Source organism: Micromonospora sp. NPDC005205, from assembly GCF_040608275.1.
GTDB lineage: Bacteria > Actinomycetota > Actinomycetes > Mycobacteriales > Micromonosporaceae > Micromonospora.
The window spans coordinates 411,560-428,949 of sequence record NZ_JBEXHV010000001.1 but is presented as its reverse complement, the minus strand read 5'-3'; the positions used below and the strand labels follow the sequence as shown (position 1 = coordinate 428,949).

At 70.9% G+C, this 17,390-nt stretch carries 20 protein-coding genes; 8 read left to right on the top strand and 12 right to left on the bottom strand.

From position 1 onward, the window contains the following. Positions 1–78 precede the first annotated feature (78 nt). Positions 79–606, top strand: coding sequence for an SRPBCC family protein (locus tag ABZU43_RS02040; protein WP_355004723.1), 528 nt, complete (start codon positions 79–81; stop codon positions 604–606). Positions 607–618: 12 nt separating this feature from the next. Here the strand turns inward: ABZU43_RS02040 and ABZU43_RS02035 are convergent, their stop codons facing one another. Further along, entirely contained in the window at positions 619–1,323 is a 705-nt protein-coding gene (locus ABZU43_RS02035; protein WP_355004722.1) for a DUF2786 domain-containing protein, read from the bottom strand. A gap of 129 nt (positions 1,324–1,452) precedes the next feature. On the opposite strand from ABZU43_RS02035, the gene ABZU43_RS02030 reads away from it, so the two are divergent. Beyond that, entirely contained in the window at positions 1,453–1,893 is a 441-nt protein-coding gene (locus tag ABZU43_RS02030; RefSeq protein WP_238672776.1) for a hypothetical protein, read from the top strand. A gap of 57 nt (positions 1,894–1,950) precedes the next feature. Here ABZU43_RS02030 and ABZU43_RS02025 read toward each other — a convergent pair whose 3' ends face one another. Further along, positions 1,951–2,340 carry a hypothetical protein gene (locus tag ABZU43_RS02025; protein WP_355004721.1) on the bottom strand — a complete coding sequence of 130 codons (390 nt, stop codon included), beginning with the start codon at positions 2,338–2,340 and terminating at the stop codon, positions 1,951–1,953. 155 nt (positions 2,341–2,495) lie between these two features. On the opposite strand from ABZU43_RS02025, the gene ABZU43_RS02020 reads away from it, so the two are divergent. Continuing rightward, positions 2,496–3,842, top strand: a complete 1,347-nt coding sequence (locus tag ABZU43_RS02020) for an ABC transporter substrate-binding protein (RefSeq protein WP_355004720.1) — start codon at positions 2,496–2,498, stop codon at positions 3,840–3,842. Positions 3,843–3,909: 67 nt separating this feature from the next. Here ABZU43_RS02020 and ABZU43_RS02015 read toward each other — a convergent pair whose 3' ends face one another. Together ABZU43_RS02015 and ABZU43_RS02010 are read right to left on the bottom strand one after the other, a co-directional pair. Next, a complete protein-coding gene (locus ABZU43_RS02015; protein WP_112586217.1) occupies positions 3,910–4,653 on the bottom strand; it encodes an enoyl-CoA hydratase/isomerase family protein in 744 nt (247 codons plus the stop codon). Then, the gene (locus ABZU43_RS02010) at positions 4,650–5,507 is read right to left on the bottom strand and encodes a 3-hydroxyacyl-CoA dehydrogenase family protein (protein WP_355004719.1); all 858 of its coding nucleotides are present in this window, start codon (positions 5,505–5,507) and stop codon (positions 4,650–4,652) included. The genes ABZU43_RS02015 and ABZU43_RS02010 overlap by 4 nt, the downstream gene beginning before the upstream one ends. A 177-nt stretch (positions 5,508–5,684) precedes the next feature. Here ABZU43_RS02010 and ABZU43_RS02005 point away from each other — a divergent pair, with 177 nt between their 5' ends. Then, positions 5,685–5,972, top strand: a complete 288-nt coding sequence (locus ABZU43_RS02005) for a hypothetical protein (RefSeq protein WP_355004718.1) — start codon at positions 5,685–5,687, stop codon at positions 5,970–5,972. A 53-nt stretch (positions 5,973–6,025) separates the two neighbouring features. Here ABZU43_RS02005 and ABZU43_RS02000 read toward each other — a convergent pair whose 3' ends face one another. Then, entirely contained in the window at positions 6,026–6,805 is a 780-nt protein-coding gene (locus ABZU43_RS02000; RefSeq protein WP_355004717.1) for a class I SAM-dependent methyltransferase, read from the bottom strand. A gap of 54 nt (positions 6,806–6,859) precedes the next feature. Here ABZU43_RS02000 and ABZU43_RS01995 point away from each other — a divergent pair, with 54 nt between their 5' ends. Then, positions 6,860–7,249 carry a PPOX class F420-dependent oxidoreductase gene (locus ABZU43_RS01995; protein WP_355004716.1) on the top strand — a complete coding sequence of 130 codons (390 nt, stop codon included), beginning with the start codon at positions 6,860–6,862 and terminating at the stop codon, positions 7,247–7,249. Between the two features lie 113 nt (positions 7,250–7,362). Here ABZU43_RS01995 and ABZU43_RS01990 read toward each other — a convergent pair whose 3' ends face one another. Next, positions 7,363–7,572 carry a BldC family transcriptional regulator gene (locus ABZU43_RS01990; RefSeq protein WP_007073996.1) on the bottom strand — a complete coding sequence of 70 codons (210 nt, stop codon included), beginning with the start codon at positions 7,570–7,572 and terminating at the stop codon, positions 7,363–7,365. 250 nt (positions 7,573–7,822) lie between these two features. Next, positions 7,823–8,662, bottom strand: coding sequence for a hypothetical protein (locus tag ABZU43_RS01985; protein WP_203123410.1), 840 nt, complete (start codon positions 8,660–8,662; stop codon positions 7,823–7,825). Positions 8,663–8,855: 193 nt separating this feature from the next. Between ABZU43_RS01985 and ABZU43_RS01980 the strand changes: the two genes are divergently transcribed. Beyond that, a complete protein-coding gene (locus ABZU43_RS01980) occupies positions 8,856–9,938 on the top strand; it encodes a Glu/Leu/Phe/Val dehydrogenase (protein WP_355004715.1) in 1,083 nt (360 codons plus the stop codon). A gap of 303 nt (positions 9,939–10,241) precedes the next feature. Beyond that, the gene (locus ABZU43_RS01975) at positions 10,242–10,457 is read left to right on the top strand and encodes a DUF3073 domain-containing protein (RefSeq protein ID WP_124821603.1); all 216 of its coding nucleotides are present in this window, start codon (positions 10,242–10,244) and stop codon (positions 10,455–10,457) included. Between the two features lie 136 nt (positions 10,458–10,593). On the opposite strand, the gene amcA is transcribed toward ABZU43_RS01975, so the two are convergent. The 5 genes from amcA to ABZU43_RS01950 all read right to left on the bottom strand — a co-directional run bounded on the left by amcA (position 10,594) and on the right by ABZU43_RS01950 (position 15,291). After that, the gene (gene amcA, locus ABZU43_RS01970; protein ID WP_355004714.1) at positions 10,594–10,821 is read right to left on the bottom strand and encodes a multiple cyclophane-containing RiPP AmcA; all 228 of its coding nucleotides are present in this window, start codon (positions 10,819–10,821) and stop codon (positions 10,594–10,596) included. Further along, positions 10,790–11,893: a cyclophane-forming radical SAM peptide maturase AmcB gene (gene amcB / locus ABZU43_RS01965; RefSeq protein ID WP_355005171.1), complete on the bottom strand. Its 1,104-nt coding sequence runs from the start codon at positions 11,891–11,893 to the stop codon at positions 10,790–10,792. Before amcB ends, amcA begins: the two co-directional genes overlap by 32 nt. A gap of 126 nt (positions 11,894–12,019) precedes the next feature. After that, a complete protein-coding gene (gene purM / locus ABZU43_RS01960) occupies positions 12,020–13,174 on the bottom strand; it encodes a phosphoribosylformylglycinamidine cyclo-ligase (RefSeq protein ID WP_354943702.1) in 1,155 nt (384 codons plus the stop codon). Between the two features lie 57 nt (positions 13,175–13,231). Next, positions 13,232–14,770: an amidophosphoribosyltransferase gene (purF, locus tag ABZU43_RS01955; protein WP_355004713.1), complete on the bottom strand. Its 1,539-nt coding sequence runs from the start codon at positions 14,768–14,770 to the stop codon at positions 13,232–13,234. 167 nt (positions 14,771–14,937) lie between these two features. Then, positions 14,938–15,291, bottom strand: coding sequence for a sterol carrier family protein (locus tag ABZU43_RS01950; RefSeq protein WP_238672767.1), 354 nt, complete (start codon positions 15,289–15,291; stop codon positions 14,938–14,940). A gap of 161 nt (positions 15,292–15,452) precedes the next feature. Between ABZU43_RS01950 and ABZU43_RS01945 the strand changes: the two genes are divergently transcribed. After that, a partial coding sequence (locus ABZU43_RS01945) for a carboxypeptidase regulatory-like domain-containing protein (RefSeq protein ID WP_355004712.1) occupies positions 15,453–17,390 on the top strand: 1,938 nt, incomplete at its 3' end.

Below are 17,390 nucleotides of genomic sequence, written 5' to 3'. Positions count from 1 at the left end.
GACTCGACGACCCTCTGTCTGGAACCGGGCACCGCGCGAAGCTGCACACCGAGGCATCAGCCGGTATGGTCCGGGCCTATGGGACAGGAATTGACTGATCCGGCCGACATCCGGCAGGACGTCGGCCAGTTCTCTCTTCGGTGCAGCGTTCTCGTCCCGGGTGCCGCCGAGCACGCATTCGCGGTCTTCAGCGACGAGCTGACCGACTGGTGGGTCACCGAATACACCTGGTCCGGCCCGGACGCACTGGCCGAGCTGGGCATGGAGCCTCGGGCCGGCGGCATGCTCTACGAGATCGGCCCGTACGGTTTCCGGGCCGACTGGGGCCGGGTGCTCACCTGGGATCCGCCTCGCCGGCTGGTCTTCGTGTGGCAGATCGGCCCCGACCGGGCACCGGTCCCGGACCCGGCCCGCGCGAGCGAGGTCGAGGTGCTGTTCCATGCCGAGGGGCCGGAACAGACCCGGCTCGAACTGGAGCACCGGCACTTCGACCGGCATGGCGAGGCTGCCGAGGGTTACCGCAAGGCGCTCACAGCCGGCTGGCACGAGCTGCTCACCCGCTACGTCGCCACGGTGTCGCGCCATCGCCCCAGCACGGCGGCCTGACGGCCTACCGGGTCAGCGGCCGAGCCGCCGACCGGCAGCGGCGCCGCCGAGGTCCCGACCACCGAGGTTCGCGCGTTCGCCGGCCTCCGCCCCCGAACCGAAGCCGGTGCCGCCCAACCGACGTGGCGGTGCCGTACGCAGCCGTGGGTACTCCTCGGTGAGCCGGCGCTGCACCCGGTCGGACCGGTCGGCCAGCACCAGCGCCACCGACGAGGTGCCCGACTCGCTGGCCGCCGCCGACTCCGCCGCCCAGAGTCGCCCTCCGACCACCTCCGCGAAGCCGGCCAGCCAGGAGCGGCGGAAGGCGGCGGGGTGGTCGTCGGCGGGCACCTCCGTGGCGGCCAGGCCGTGCGCCGCCTGCACGAGCAGTGAGGTGAAGAGCAGGTCGACTCGCTCCAGGTCACTGGCGAAGCCGAAGAGGTGCAGGGCGAAGCCGTTGCCCTGCCGGCGGCGTACGCAACGGCAGCGCAGCGGCTCGGCCACGGCGGCGAGCAGGCCGACCTTGTCGCGGGCGTACGGGGCGACGACGTCCAGCACCCGATCGCCGACCGGATCGGTGGTCGGGTCCCGGGCGGCGAGCAGCGCCCGGTCGACGCCGTAGCGGGCGATCAGCTCGGTCGCCTTGGCGGTGAACGCGGCGGACTCGGCCGGCGTGCAGGCCGGGTCCTCGGCCTGGGCCAACAGCTTGCGCACCTTGCTGAGCATGGCCTCGGACATGCCTACAGAGCTACCACACGGGCCGGACATCACCGGGGCCGCGCGGTAGTCGATCGATACGTATCATCGTCACGGCCAGATGATCAGTCCAACACGGACCGTTGACCAACTGTTTGGAGGAACGAACGGATGCCATCCCCGACCGCTCGTCTGCTCGCCGTCGCCACGGCCACCGCACTGCTCTCCGTCGGCACGCCCGCCCAGGCGGAGCCGACCACACCGACCACGCCGGTCAGCTCCGGGCCGAACGTGTTCGCCCCGCTCGCCACCTGTTACGGCGGGGCGGTCCGGTCGTACTTCGAGACCGGCCGGTACGGCGGCTCAGCCGGCCAGTACCGCACCACGACGCGCTGCCGCGACATCAACGTGCGCAACGCGAGCGTGTACGCCACCGACGCGTGCGTGATCTTCGTCGACAAGACCAGCGCCTGCAACTACTGGACCTACCTGCCGGCCAACTCGGGCTGGATCACGGTGGCGACCAACGTCCGGGACGGCGTCAACTTCCGGGTCCGCTTCGAGAACCTGCGCTACGAGTACGAACCGCTCATCGCGTACCACGCGTTCTGACCGACCCGCACTGTCGCGGCGTCCGCCCCCCGACGGACGCCGCGACCCGGCGGCGGTTCACTCCGCGCGGCTGCGCAGTGTGGCGATCGTCGAACCGGCGAGTGTGAGCAGGCAGTCGGGGAGCAGCCCGTCGGCGGCCGCCGCGCCGAACAGCGCCTCCCCGGTCGGCTCGTCCCGATTCGCGTACGCGCTGACGAAGCGGGCCACCCAGCGGGTGTCGTACCCGGCCTGATCGATCCCCGGAAAGTCGAGCGCCGCCCCGCTGGCTGCCGGCGCGTCACCGAGCATCGTCGCGGCCAGGCACCAGGCGACGTCGTACGCGCCGTCCAGGCCGGCCCGGTTGACGACCGCGTCGAAGGCTCCCACCACCGCGTCTCCATCGCCGGTCAGCGCCGAACGGAGCACGGCGGCCGCGTCATCGAACGTCTGCTGTGGTAGATCCGTCACGCAGCGCACAGTAGGACGGGTGGTCAAGCGCCCCCTCAACCGTCACTGTCCGTGTTCAACGCGAGCTACCTGCGCATTACGCCACCTCCACGGTCCCGCCGCCGGCCTCGGCACGCTAATGTGCGCAGCGGACCTTCGCCGGAGGAAGGACGACCATGTTCGTATCACGCCGCTCGCGGGTAGCCACACTGGCTGCCTGCGCGACGATCCTGCTCGCCACAAGCGCTTGCGGGGATGACAAGCCCGAAGAGGCCAGCGCCCAACAGGTGCGCCTCTACGGCACGGACGGCAACATGCTCAACTCCTATCCAGCGGAGTTGAAGGAACGGGCGAGTCTCGTCGACGGGATGAAGGGCACCACGCCCCTCGTGCCGCTGCCAGACGACTTCAAGGGCCGGCTACGGGCCGTCAATCCGGCGCTGACGGACTTCGTGTACTCCGCGGAGACGTACGACGCGGTGGTGATCGCCGTGCTCGCCGCCCAGTTGGCAGGGAGCACCGACCCGGCCGCCATCACCAAGCAGATCGTCGCGGTGACCAACGACGGGCAGCGCTGCGAAGACCCGACGAGTTGTCTCGCGCTGGCCCGCAACGGGCAGGACATCGAGTACCGCGGCGTGTCGCTGACCCGGGCGGGCTTCACCGACAAGGGTGAGCCGGCCACCGCCAGCTACGCGACGCTGACCTTCGACGGGCAGCAGATCAACGACGGCAAGACCGAGTTCGTCGGCGCCGGCATCGAGTCGGCGGCGAGCACCAAGGCCCCGCCGAAGCCGAAGAAGCAGCGCCCGGGTGGCGCCGCCGCCGACCAGGAGCCGCTGATCCTGGGCGGCCTGCTGCCGAAGACCGGTGACCTCTCGATCGCCTACCCGCCGATGGCCGCCGGCGCGGCGCTGGCGATCAAGGAGGTCAACGCCGCTGGCGGCGCACTGGGCAAGCCGGTGACGTGGCTCGACGGCGACGACGGCACCAACCCGGCGGTGGCCAAGGCGACGGTGGCCAAGCACGTGACGGACGGCGTCAGCGTGATCATCGGTGCCGGCGGTTCGGGCATCTCCCGGGCGGTGCTGCCGGACGTGGTGCAGGCCGGGAAGATTCTCTTCTCCCCGTCCAACACCGACAGCAGCCTGACCGACGTCGACGACCAGGGCCTCTACTTCCGTACCGCCCCGCCGGACAGCCTCCAGGGCCGGGCGCTGGCCGACGTGATCCTCCGCGACGGGTCACAGAAGATCGTCATCGTCGCCCGCAAGGACTCCTACGGTGAGGGTCTCCAGGGCACCGTCCGTGACGAGCTGGAGAAGGCCGGTATCGCCAACGACCGGCTCAAGCTGTTGACGTACGAGCCGCCGGCCGACGCGAAGGCCGCTCCGGTCGACTTCAGCGGCGGCGCGAAGGAGATCAAGGAATTCGGCGCGGACGCCGTGCTGATCATCGGTTTCGGTGAGTCCGCCCAGGTGATCCGCGGCCTGGCCGACGCCGGGGTGCAGATCCGGCAGTAGGCAGGCCCAGAAACCACGACGGCCGCACCGGCTTCGCGCCGGTGCGGCCGTTTCTGCGTACGCGGGATCAGCGCGGCCGGCGGCGCTCCAGGAACTCGGTCATCCGGCGGTGCTTCTCATCGTCCTCGAAGAGCACCGCCTGGCTGACCAGGTCGAGGTGCGGGTGCGCGGCGGCCGGCGCGTCCACCGCCAGTTTGGTCAGCCGCACCGCCAGCGGTGAGCCCAGGGCGATCTCGTCCAGCAACGCGTGCGCCACCGTCAGCAGCTCGCCGGGCTCGTCCACCACCCGGTTCACCAGGCCGATCCGCAGCGCCTCAGCGGCGTCCACCCGCCGGCCCGTGAAGAGCAGCTCCTTGGCCCGGCCCTCGCCGATCAACGCCGGCAGCCGGTGGGTCGCGCCGGCGCCGGCCAGGATGCCCAACCGCACCTCCGGTTGCCCGAAGACCGCCCGCGCCGTGCACACCCGCAGATCGCAGGCGTACGCCAGCTCGGCGCCACCGCCCAACGCCGGGCCGTCGACGGCCGCCACGGTCGGCATCGGCAGCGCCCGGATACGGGCGAAGGCAGCCGAGTTGATCGCGGCGAGGGCGTCCGTGCGACCCCGTTCGCGCAGTTGGCCGATGTCGGCGCCACCGGCGAAGATGCCCGACGCGCCGCCGGTGAGCAGCAGCAGGCGCGGGCGGGCCTCCAACTCGGCGCAGACCTGGTGCAGCTCGGCGATCAGGTCGGCGTCGATGGCGTTGCGCTTCTCCGGCCGGTCCAGCGTGACCACCAGCCGGTCCGGACGTTCCTCGATCCGCAGGCCGCTCACTGCCTGACCCCGCCTTCCCAGCGGTAGAAGCCCTGCCCGGACTTCTTGCCCAGCCGCCCGGCGGCCACCATCTCCACCAGCATCTGCGGCGGCGCGAAACGGTCCCCGTACGCGGCCTGAAGGGTGCGGGCGATGTCCAGCCGCACGTCGAGCCCAACCAGGTCGGTGAGCTCCAACGGCCCGATCGGGTGCCGGTAGCCGAGCACCATGGCCTTGTCGATGTCCGCCGGGCTGGCCACCTCGTCGGCGACCATCCGGATCGCCTCCAGCCCGAGGGTGACCCCGAGCCGGGAGGTGGCGAATCCGGGCATGTCGCGTACGACGACGGGGTCCTTGCCGAGCCGGCCGGCGAGCGCGACGGCCGCGGCGGTGGTCTCCTCGGCGGTGGCCGGGCCGACCACGATCTCCAGCAGCGCCATCGCCCAGACCGGGTTGAAGAAGTGCAGGCCGAGGAAGCGCTCGGGCGCGTCCAACTCGGCGGCCAGCGCCCCGATGGCGATGCTGGAGGTGTTGCTGCCCAGCAGAGCCGGACGCAGCGCGGCGGCGTCCCTGAGCACCGCACGCTTCAGCTCGAGGCGCTCCGGCACCGCCTCCACGATCACCTGGGGGGCGGGAGCGACATCGGCGAGGGTTGGGCGCAGCGTCACCCGCTGCCGGTTCGTGGCGGCCTCGTCGGCGCTCAACTTCCCGCGCTGCACCGCCCGCTCCCACAGCTCGGCGAGCCGGTTCAGCGCGGCCGTACCCCGCTCGGGATCCACCTCGACCAACTCGACGGCGTGCCCGGTACCGGCCGCCACGTACGCGATGCCAAGCCCCATCGTGCCGGCACCGACGACCACGAAACGATCGCTCATCACGCCTCCCTGTCCTGCCCGCCGATGCGCGGGGTCCCCGCTACGCCTGACCGGGTGTCCCGCCCGCTCCGCTCGCTCATGGTGCGACCCTAGACAGCGCGACGACCCGGACCATGCGTGGGGGAGCGCCGGATCGGGTAATGACGCCCCGTCAACCGAGGGAAGGACCGCATCGACATGAGCCAGGCACCGGAGAGCGTCACCGCCGGGGAGACCGTGGAGACCCGAGGCGATGAGCGGGTCGAACTGCTGCGCGCCGACACCAACAACGACGGCAAGACCGACGTGTGGGTGGTCGACACCGACGGCGACGGCAAGGCGGACCTGTTCCAGTTCGACACCGACGGTGACGGCAAGGTGGACATCACCATGGTCGACATCGACGAGGACGGCCAACCGGACGAGGTGGTCGACGGCGACGGCGGCCTTCCGCCCGAGCAGCTCCCCCCGACCGTCCAGGTCTGAGACGTACGGACGGCCCCCGCTCTCCGCCCGGCGGTGAGCGGGGGCCATCCTGCTCAGTCGACGAGGCGCAGGGTGGCCAGGTAGTAGGGGGCGTCACGGTCGTCCACATCGGTGAGCCGCCAACCGGTGCCGTGCACCAGGCCGGCGAACTCGTCTGCCGAGCAGACCAGGTAGTCGAACCACTCGGTGCTCAACTCGCGGTAGCGCAGCCGCAGCCGCAGCTGGCCACCGAACCGGCCGCGTCGACGGTTGCGCTCGTGGTAGCCGGTGTGCAGCGGGTCGCGGGTGCCGTACGGGTTGGTGCCCTGCGCGATGATCTGCGCCCCCGGTCGGGCCAGCGCGGCCAGCGCGGCCAGGAACTCGGGAGCACGCTCCCGCCCCTCGAACAGCCCGAGGTTGTTGCCGAGCAGCAGGAACGTGTCGTACCGCGCCCCGTCGGCGACGTGCGTGTCGACGGTGCCGTGCACCAGCCGCCGGACACCGCGACGCCGGCTCACCTCCAGCGCGCCGGCGGAGGTGTCCAGCCCGGTGACCGGTACGCCGCGCTCCTGGAGCAGCAGCGCGATGCGGCCGGCTCCGGTGCCGATGTCCAGCGTCTCGCCGTGCGCCCGGTCCACCGCGCGGTGGTCGTACGGCTGCCACTCCGCCGGCCCGTCCAGGTAGTGCGCGGACGGGGCGCCGTTGATCAGACCGTCGTCCCGTTCGATGATCTCGATGACCGGTCGCGGCAGTCGACCACCGACCAGGGGCCGGGGGCCCACCCCGGTGGCCACGGCGAGCGTGTCCCGCAGCAGTTCACCGACCACGTCACCGATCTGGGGCTCCACCGTCACGACGTTCACGCTATCTGGCCACTCAGTGCCCCGCACCGGCCGTATCCTGGCGGCGTGACCATGCTGGACCGACTGTCGGCCGAGAAGTACATCCTGCTCACGACCTTCCGCAAGGACGGTCGGGCGGTGCCGACCCCGGTCTGGGCGGTGCGCGACGGCGAGGCGTTGGCGGTCTGGACCCGGGCCGACTCCGGCAAGGTCAAGCGGATCCGCCGCAACGGCGAGGTGACCATCGCCCCGTGCGACGTCCGGGGTCGACCACACGGGGCGGAGGTGCCAGCTCACGCGACGCTCTACGGAGGTGGTGACACCGGCCGGATCCGCGACCTGCTCAAGCACAAGTACCGCGTGATCGGTCGACTGAGTCTGCTGAGCAGCCGGTTGCGTCGCGGCGAGGGCGGCACGGTGGGCATCAGGGTGACGTTGGCCGAGCCACGCCGCTGACCCTGCGGCGCTGACCCTGCGGCGCTGACGCGCGGTCGGGGTCGTGCTCGGCGGCGCACACGAAAGGGGCGGCGGATCGAGATCCACCGCCCCTTTCGAAGAACTATCGCTGCTCAGTCGCCCTGCCGCTGCTGCGGGATCTGGCCCTGCAAAAGCGCCCTGACCTCCGACTCACGGTACCGACGGTGGCCACCCAGGGTGCGGATGGCACTGAGCTTGCCAGCCTTGGCCCACCGGGTCACCGTCTTCGGGTCGACCCGGAACATCGACGCCACCTCGGCCGGCGTGAGTAGCGGCTCTGGTTCGTGCGTTCGCGATGCCATCGGTCACTCCTCCACATGTATAGACATCGGCCGGGGTCCCGCCGGCCGACGCGTCTCCCATGGTCCGGCTAGTCCCCGATGTCCGACATGGGCCGAACGGATGAAGGTCCCTAGACGGACGGATGAACCATGCCCGATTTTTACGACTTTTACACGGCAGAAAGTACCTTATTAGGACTCATGATCACGGTTCGTGATGCGTCAACTACGAGCACAACTCGCCTTGGGAGCGCTCCTAAGGTGATATGCCCTAGTTGCACCGCTCCAACAGCTGCACCGCGCGCCACCGGGCCACCAATTTGTCGTACGCGGCCGACGCCTCCTCGGCCTCGCCGCGCGACAGCCCCGCGAGGCCACCGGCGACCAGCTCGGGCGAGTCGTCCGCGGCGAGCGTCTCGTCGGAGAGCAGGTCGACCAGGCCGCCGTAGTCCAGCTCGACCACGGACCGCGGATGGAATTCCTCCAGCCAGCGGGCCGCCTCCTCCACCGCCTCGGTGATCGGCGCCTCGCCCACCGACTTGCGCAGCACCGACAGCGCCCGCGACGAGCGGCGTCGAGCCTTGGAGATCTCGGTGCGGTAGCGCAACGCCCGCCGGCCCGGCTGGGTGACCAGGTCCCGCTCCGCCGGGTCGAAGAGCACGAACCACCGCAGCGGTACGCCCCAGGTGGCGATCTGCTCGTGCACCCGGGGCACCCCGTGCTCCAGCACCCGGGCGCCACTGCGCCAGTCGTCCACCACTGCCCTGGCCTGCCCGGCGAGCACCGGCGGCACGAAGGCGTCGGCGAGCACCGAGGGCACCCCGTCCCGGGCGCTGAGCGCCGCCTCAGCGACCCGGATGCGCAGGTTCCACGGGCAGACCAGCAGGCCGTCGTCCGTCTCCAGGACGTACGCCTCCTCCGGCAGGTCCGGCAGCCGGGTCCAGCCAGCGCCCAGCGCCTCGATCACCGCCGTCCGCTGCCGACCGGGCCCCTCGACCGGGGCGATCGCGCGCCCCTCCGAGACGTAGCGGCGCCAGTAGCTCTGCCGGTCCCGATCGAACGCGGCCAGCGGTTCGTACACGCGCAGGTAAGAAGCGAAGAGCGACGGCACCGCGCGATCCTCCCACGAACCACGCCCGTACGCGGTCAGCGGCCGGAGCACGCGCGCCGCACCGTGGGACGGCGGAGGCACGTCGAGCGCCTGCCCGGCGGCCGATACTAGGCTCGGTCACACCGGCAGCATCCCCGCCGGGGTCCACCAGGTCCACGTCCCACAAGGACGCACACCACAGTAGGAGCCAGCAATGGGCGTATTCGCGAGCACCGACGACCCGGTATCGACCGGCCACGAACAGGTCGTGTTCTGCCAGGACAAGCAGAGCGGCCTGAAGGCGATCATCGGGATCTACTCCACCGCGCTGGGCCCGGCACTCGGCGGCACCCGCTTCTACCCGTACGCGAGCGAGGACGACGCCCTCGCCGACGTGCTGGACCTGTCCCGCGGGATGGCGTACAAGAACGCGCTCGCCGGGCTGGACCTGGGCGGCGGCAAGGCCGTCATCTGGGGCGACCCGGAGCAGATCAAGAGCGAGACGCTCCTGCGCGCGTACGGCCGCTTCGTGGAGTCGCTGGGCGGTCGCTACTACACCGCCTGTGACGTCGGCACGTACGTGGCGGACATGGACGTGGTGGCCCGGGAGACCCGCTACGTGACCGGGCGCAGCGTCGAGCACGGCGGCGCCGGCGACTCGTCGATCCTCACCGCCTGGGGTGTCTTCCAGGGGATGCGGGCCGCTGCCGAGCACGTGTGGGGCACTCCGAGCCTGCGGGGCCGGCGGGTCGGCGTGGCCGGGCTGGGCAAGGTCGGCAAGTACCTCACCGGGCACCTGCTGGAGGACGGCGCCGAGGTGGTCGCCACCGACGTCAACCCGAAGGCGCTGGCGTGGGTGCGCAGCAACCACCCTGAGGTCACCCTCGTCGACGACGCCAGCGCGCTGGTCGCCGCGGACATCGACGTGTACGCGCCGTGCGCGCTGGGTGGCGCCCTGAACGACGACACCGTGCCGGCGTTGCGCGCCAAGGTGGTCACCGGGGCGGCGAACAACCAGCTCGCCCACCCGGGCATCGAGAAGCTGCTGGCCGACCGGGGCATCCTCTACACCCCGGACTACGTGGTCAACGCGGGCGGCGTGATCCAGGTGGCCGACGAGATCGAGGGCTTCAACTTCGACCGGGCGAAGCTGCGGGCGACCCGGATCTACGACACCACCCGCGAGATCCTGCACCTGGCTGACGCGGAGGGCGTGCCCCCGGCGGTGGCCGCCGACCGGCTGGCGGAGCGCCGGATGGCGGACGTCGGCCGGCTGCGCGCGATCCACCTGCGCTGAGCGCGTCCCCGGGGGCGGGTCGAACGAGATCCGCCTCCGGGCCCCGGTGCCGGGCCTCGCTGGGTAAGCTGAGCCGGGGTCAAATTTGATGCGGTTTGTCCGGTGTCACGGGTGCTAACCGTTCCGCCCCTTACCCAGTACACTGGGTGACGGCCGGATCGACGCGACGCGCAGAGCCGGCTGACGGTAACCCGAGGTGCCGAACGATGGCATCCCCATGTACCGTAAGAGCCACGAGAGATGCCTGACGTCATCGGGGCCCGCCTTCGGGCTGCCCCGCATTCTGTGCGAGGGGGTCGAGCCATGGGGCGCGGCCGTGCTAAGGCCAAGCAGACTAAGGTGGCGCGGGAGTTGAAGTACCACTCCCCGAACACCGACCTCACCGCTTTGCAGCGCGAACTGGCGGGTGCTGGTAAGTCTGAGCACCACTTCGACGACGACTCTAAAGAGTCCGTCGGCGATGATGATGAGGATCACGCTGACGACGACCCAGATCCCTGGGTCCGTCCGACCCGCTGACCTCTCGACGCAGCTGAGCACGCGGTAACCCCCGCGTGCTCACCCACGTCCCGAGCAGGTGCAGTCGCCGACGATCAGGGGCCTGGCCCGACCGGATCCACTCCGGCCGCTCGACAGGCCCCTGACAACGGCTCCCTCAGCGCGGGCGATTGTTCCAGTTGTAGAACGTCGGGATGTTCTCGAAGTGGTTCCAGGCGCAGACCGCGCTGGAGCCCCCTCCGCCCGACACCTCCGAACGCAGCAGCCGTGCGTCCTCGGCCTCCTGAAGCAGCGCGACGAGCGCGGGAGCCGCGTCCCGCACCCGTTCGGTGACTCCGTCGTCCGCTTCGCGCTCAGGCCGCCGGTGACTGGTGGTCTCGGGCATGCTCCAACACTCCCTCCAATAGGCGGATCTTGCTGTTGCGGCAGTGCTCGGTCTCCGTACCGTCAAAACGCCCCAGTTCGAAGTAACGGTTGGCGGCATGACCACCACCGCAGAAGCCGAAGTACGGGCAGGACGCCCGACACGCCTCCACACCGGACAGGAACTCCCCCACCCACGGCGTCGACGCCGCGTTGCCGAGGATCTGCGCCAACGGGGTCGTCAGCACGTTGCCGCTGCTGAAGTCGCCGTAGCGGGGGTCGGTGAACCCGGCCAACTCCGGCGACAGCACGATCACCGAGCCGTCGTGACCGATCGTCGGGATCGGGTCCAGATGGCGGGGCAGCACCCCGTCCGCCGAGTTGTCAAGCACCGCCGCGGCGTAACGCAACGACCACTCGATCTCGCGGAGGTGGATCCGGGGCTCCCGACGCCACGCACCGACCAACTCCGCCCAGAACGCGGACACCGCCGACGGGTCGTGGCGGTTGTCGCGGGTGTTGACCCCTTCGGTCTCCTCGATGTTGATGCCCAGCACGTCGCAGCCCAGCTCGAGGAAGTAGTCGTACAGCTCGGTGGCGAGCCCCGGCTCGGGCCGGGACACCACTGCCAGCGCGGAGAAGGGCAGACCGCGCCGGCGCAGCACCGAGATGCCGTGCAGGATCCGGTCGTACGCCGGCTGACCGCCCCGGTTGACCCGGTCGCCGTTACGCGCCCGGGGCCCGTCGACGCTCACGCTCACCCGCATCTCGTGCCGGGCGAAGAAATCGCACCAGTCGTCGTCGATGAGGGTGGCGTTGGTCTGCACGTGGTGCTCGACCGCCGGCCCGAACGGGGCGATCAGATCGGCCAGGTGCTCTCGACCGGCGGCCAGGGGCTCGCCGCCATGCCACACGACGGAGAACCGACCAGTCGCCGCCCACGGATTGACAGCGGCCGCGACCGCCTCGGCCACCGCCACCGGCATCCGGCGGTCGGCGGCGCGAAACGGCAGATAGCAGTACGCGCAGTCGAGGTTGCAGAGGGTGGTGGGCTGCATGACGACGTACGACGGGACGGCGGCAAGGCCGCGCATCCCGCTGAACGACTGTCCCCGAGCAGCCATTGCCCTCCTCCGCCTAGCCTGAGCCCTTCAGGCTAGGCGGCATTGGCCACTCGGGTGAAGCCCTGATCAGGTGCCCGTACGATCACCGGAGGGTGATCATCCTCGGGTGTGCTGACCGACCATCTGCACGTTGCCGGTGCCTTCGATGATCTCGCCGGCCTGCCACGCCTCGACACCACGGCCGGTCAGGGTGGCCAGCGCCCGGTCGGCATCCTCGGCCGAGACGATCGCGAACATGCCGACGCCCATGTTGAAGGTCGACTCCATGTCGTGGTCGTCGATCCGACCCTTCGTCTGGATCAGGTCGAAGATCGGCTGCGGCTTCCAGGTGGACCGGTTGACCACCGCGTCCACGTGCTCGGGCAGCACCCGGACCAGGTTTCCGGGGATGCCGCCACCGGTGATGTGGGACAGCGCCCGCACCTCGGCCTCGGCGATCAGCTTGAGGCAGTCCTTGGCGTAGATCTTGGTCGGCGTGAGCAGCTCCTCGCCGAGGGTCCGCTGCCGACCGAAGTCGTCGATCACGATGTCCAGACGCATCCGGGCCGCGCCCAGCAGCACGTGCCGGACCAGCGAGTACCCGTTGGAGTGCAGGCCGGAGGAGCGCATGGCGATCACGACGTCGCCCACCTCGACCCGCTCGGGGCTCAGGATGTCGGCTTCCTCGACCACGCCCACGCCGGTCGCGGAGATGTCGTACTCGTCCGGACGCAGGACGCCGGGGTGCTCGGCGGTCTCCCCGCCCAGCAGCGCGCAGCCGGCGTAGCGGCAGCCGTCGGCGATGCCCGCGCCGATCTCGGCGACCTTGTCCGGCACCACCTCGCCGGTGGCGATGTAGTCGAGCAGGAACAGCGGCTCGGCGCCGCAGGCCACCAGGTCGTCGACGACCATCGCGACGAGGTCGATGCCGACCGTGTCGTGAATGTCCATCTGCTGGGCGATCACCAGCTTGGTGCCCACCCCGTCGGTGGAGGACGCCAGGATCGGGCTCTTGTACTTCTTCGTGTCCAGCCGGAACAGGCCGGCGAAGCCACCGAGGTCACCGAGCACCTCGGGACGGCGGGTCTGCCGCACCTTCGACTTGAGCAACTCCACCGCGCGGTCACCCGCATCGATGGAGACACCGGCGTCGGCGTACGAGACCGAGCGTTTGCGCGCCTGGCGGCCAGCACCGCCCGTCCACGGCTGGCGGTCGCCACCGGCGCCGGTCGGGCTGCTTCCTGCGCCGTTGCGCTCGGACACGTGCGTCACGGTTCTCCCCTTTGGTTCTCGGTGCCGCCGGCGGTAGCCGGGCCGCGCCGGTTGGTGCTACGGGCGGTTTGCGGTAACGCCACCCGGAGTGGCGACGGACGAGCCGTTGGTGAGCGGGGCCTCCGGCGCCGAGTTGGCGACGCGTCGACCCACCCCTTCGAGCAGGTGCTTACCGATCAGGTTGCCGGCTGGCAACTCGATCGGGTACTCCCCATCGAAACACGCCCGACACAACCTGGTCTTCGGCTGCTCGGTCGCGGCGATCAGACCGGGAAGGGAAACGAAGCCCAGCGTGTCGGCGCCGATGGAGCGCCGGATGCCGTCGTTGTCCAACCCGTTGGCCAGCAGCTCCGCCCGGGTGGCGAAGTCGATGCCGTAGAAGCACGGCCAGCTGACCGGCGGGGAGGAGATCCGGACGTGCACCTCCAGCGCCCCCGCCTCACGCAGCATCCGCACGATGGCGCGCTGGGTGTTGCCGCGCACGATCGAGTCGTCCACCACCACCAACCGCTTGCCGCGGACGTTCTCCCGCAGCGGGTTGAGCTTGAGCCGGATGCCGAGCTGACGCAGGGTCTGCGACGGCTGGATGAAGGTGCGACCCACGTACGGGTTCTTCATCAGGCCGGCGCCGTACGTGATGCCGGACGCCTCCGCGTACCCGATGGCGGCCGGGGTGCCCGACTCGGGCACCGGGATCACCAGGTCGGCCTCGACCGGGTGCTCCTTGGCCAACTGCCGGCCGATCTGCACCCGCGCCGAGTGGACGTTGCGCCCGGCGATGGTGGCATCCGGGCGGGCGATGTAGACGTACTCGAAGAGGCAGCCCTTCGGCTCCGGCGCGGCGAACCGGGTGGAGCGCAGCCCGTTCTCGTCGATCGCGATCAACTCGCCCGGCTCGACCTCGCGCACCACGCTGGCACCGACGATGTCCAGGGCGGCCGTCTCGCTGGCGACGACCCAGCCGCGCTCAAGGCGGCCGAGCACCAGCGGGCGGACGCCGTGCGGATCGCGGGCCGCGTAGAGGGTCGACTCGTCCATGAAGACGAAACTGAACGCGCCGCGCAGCTGCGGCAGCACCTCCAGCGCGGCCGCCTCGACCGACAGATCCGGTCGGCTGGCGAGCAGCATCGTCACCAGGGAGGTGTCGTTTGTCGAGCCGTCCGCGATGAGGCCGCGCTCGGCGACCTCCTTCTCCAACTCGGCCGTGTTGACCAGGTTGCCGTTGTGGGCCAGCGCGATGGTCGTGCCGGAGGTCGTCGACCGGATCGTCGGCTGGGCGTTCTCCCAGTTGGACGCGCCGGTGGTGGAGTATCGGGCGTGACCGATCGCCAGGTGACCACGCAGGCTGGCCAGGGTGGGCTCGTCGAAGACCTGCGCCACGAGGCCGAGGTCCTTGTAGACCACCACGCCCGAGCCATCGCTCACCGCGATGCCCGCCGCCTCCTGGCCGCGGTGCTGTAGGGCGTAGAGGCCGAAGTAGGTCAGATTGGCAACCTCTTCGCCGGGGGCCCAGACGCCGAAGACGCCACAGGCATCCTGGGGGCCAGGTCGTTGGGGATCAAGGTCGTGGCTCAGCCGGCCGTCGCCTCGGGGCACCTACCGCTCCCTCATGCTGGTCTGGACCGGCCGGGCGGGGATCACGGGCGGATCCACTCTCCTCTGCCGGGACCACTGTCATCGCCTGACAGTGTACGCGAATCGGCGTCAATACAGAAAGTCACGATTTCCCTGCTCAGCGTCACGGGGAGTGGACATCGGGACAACTAGAGGGGCAGATACGCCGAGAGGTCCGCGCGGTTGCCACTCATCTGGACGCGACCGTCGGTGACCGCCTCCGCCCAGGCGACCCTGCCGGTTGCCAGCTCCAACCAGGTGTTCGGGGCCATCTCGACCACGTTTGGTGGATTTCCCCTGGTGTGTCGAGGCCCCGGTACGCACTGGATCGCCCCGTATGGTGGAACGCGCACCTCCACCGATCGGCCGGGGGCGCGCTCCGCGAGGACGGCCAACAACGACCGGACCGCCTCTCGGAACACCGGCCGTTCGGGTGTACGACCCTCGTCGAGCGCCGACAACGCGGCCGCAACGGCAGCGGACTTACTGTGCGGAGAGGACACGACGGGACGATACGACCCCCAGGCCAAACACGCGACGCTGGCCCTGGGTCGCGCTCAGGCAGTCGGACAAGGCATAGTTGCCGACGGCGTATTCGTACCGTGATGATCCCCGGCCCGGCGCCCCGCCGGTCAGAGGGAAGTCAGCCCGGAAGGCGGTGGACGTGTCAACACACCGACGTGCCTGGAAGCAGCGGGCCGGTGTGGTCGCAGCGCTGGTTGCCGGCGCTCTGCTCGCCGTCCCCGCCACACCAGCCATGGCCGCAGATGTCAGCGTTTCCCCCGGCTCGATCACCGTAAACGCCGGCAGCGACGCCACAATCACCGTGCGCGTCACCGGGGGTAATGGCGACGAGTCAGCGAAGGTCAGCCTCGCCGGCCTGCCGTCCGGCGTCACCTGCGCCAGTGGTTGCGGCGACGTCAAACTCTCCGGCGGCGGCCTGGGCAACCCGACAGGGTCGGCGCTGGTCAGGATCGCGGCGAACGACAACGCCGGCGACGCGACCGCGACCATCACGGTGGCCGTCGAGGCCGAGTCGGGCCCGGACACCGCCACCGTCTCGCTGACTGTGAAGGGCAAGGCCGCTCCGCCGCCGCCGCAGAACCAGACCGTGCGGTCGGTCTCCGGCAAGGTGGTCGCGCAGGGCGACGGCAAGGCCGTGGCGAACGCGTTCGTGGTCCTCCAGGACACCGCCGGTCACCGTTACGACGCCACCAGCAATGGCAGCGGTGACTTCCGGTTCACCGGCACCACCCAGAACCCGATCGCGCCCGGACGGATCGACCTCGGCGCGTCGTTCGACAACATCAAGGCGTTCAAGTCCCTGAACGCCACCGCCGGGCAGGCCGTCACCGGTCAGCGGCTCAGCCTCGCGATCAAGGTCGAGACGACGCCCAGCGCCACGCCGTCCGCCACTCCCGAGGCCACTCCCACCGAGGAGGCGACCGAGGAGGGCACCGAGGAGGAGCCCACCGAGGAGGCCAGCCAGGGTGCTCCGGCGAACGCCGCGAACAGCGAGGACGACGGCGGCGGCTTCAGCTCGTACCTGATCATTCTGCTCGGTGGTCTCCTGGTCGCCGCCGGTGTCGGCACGATCGTGCTGCTCTGGATGAAGCGCAGGGAGAACGGCGACGACGACGACGCTCCGGCGGCTGTCGGCGGCGGTGTGGTGCCTCCCTCACGGGGCGGTTTCCGCGGTCCGGACGACCAGACCCGCGTGGTCGGCGGTCGGCCCGGCGGTGGAGCGGATCCGACGATGGTCGGCGGCGCGGCGCTGAGCGAGGCGCCGACGATGATGCACCGCCCGGTGGTCGACGACGTGCCGCCGGACCCGTACGCCGCGCCTGCCCAGCCTTACGGCGGCGCGGGTCAGCAGGGTTGGGGTGGCGCGGGCTACGGCGAGGAGCCAGCGTCCGCTGGGTACGGTGCCGGCGGCTACGGCAACGCCCCCGCCTCCGGTGGCGGCTACGGCTCCCCGGCCGGCCCCGAGGGCGGTTACGGCGCTGGTGCGGCCGGTGACGGCTACGGTGCCGCGCCCGGTGCCGGTTACGGCAATGCTCCAGCCTCCGGTGCCGGCTACGGGACCGCCCCAGCCTCCGGTGCCGGCTACGGCGGTCGTGATTACGACGCCCCGGGCGGCACCGCCGCCTACCCGCCGGCTCCCGCCGGCGCAGCCGGTTACGGCGAGCGGTTCGACGAGCCGACCGGCCGTTACACCGGCGACAGCACCCAGTACCCGGCCCCGGCCGACCCGTACGCCACCGGCGTCTACCAGCCCGAGCAGGGGCAGGGGTACGGCCAGCCCGAGGCCGCCCCGTACGGCGGTCGCGCCGCCGAGCCGACCGCAGGATACGGCGCTCCGGAGGCTGGCAGGTACGACCAGGGCGGCTACGGCCAACCGGCCGGCGGCTACGACCAGGGCGGCAACTACGGTCAGGAGCCTCCGCAGCAGCAGCGCGGCGGCTACGACGACCGGGGCTACGACCAGGCCGGCTACGGCCAGCCCGCCGGCGGCTACGACCAGGGCGGCAACTACGGTCAGGAGCCTCCGCAGCAGCAGCGCGGCGGCTACGACGACCGGGGCTACGACCAGGCCGGCTAC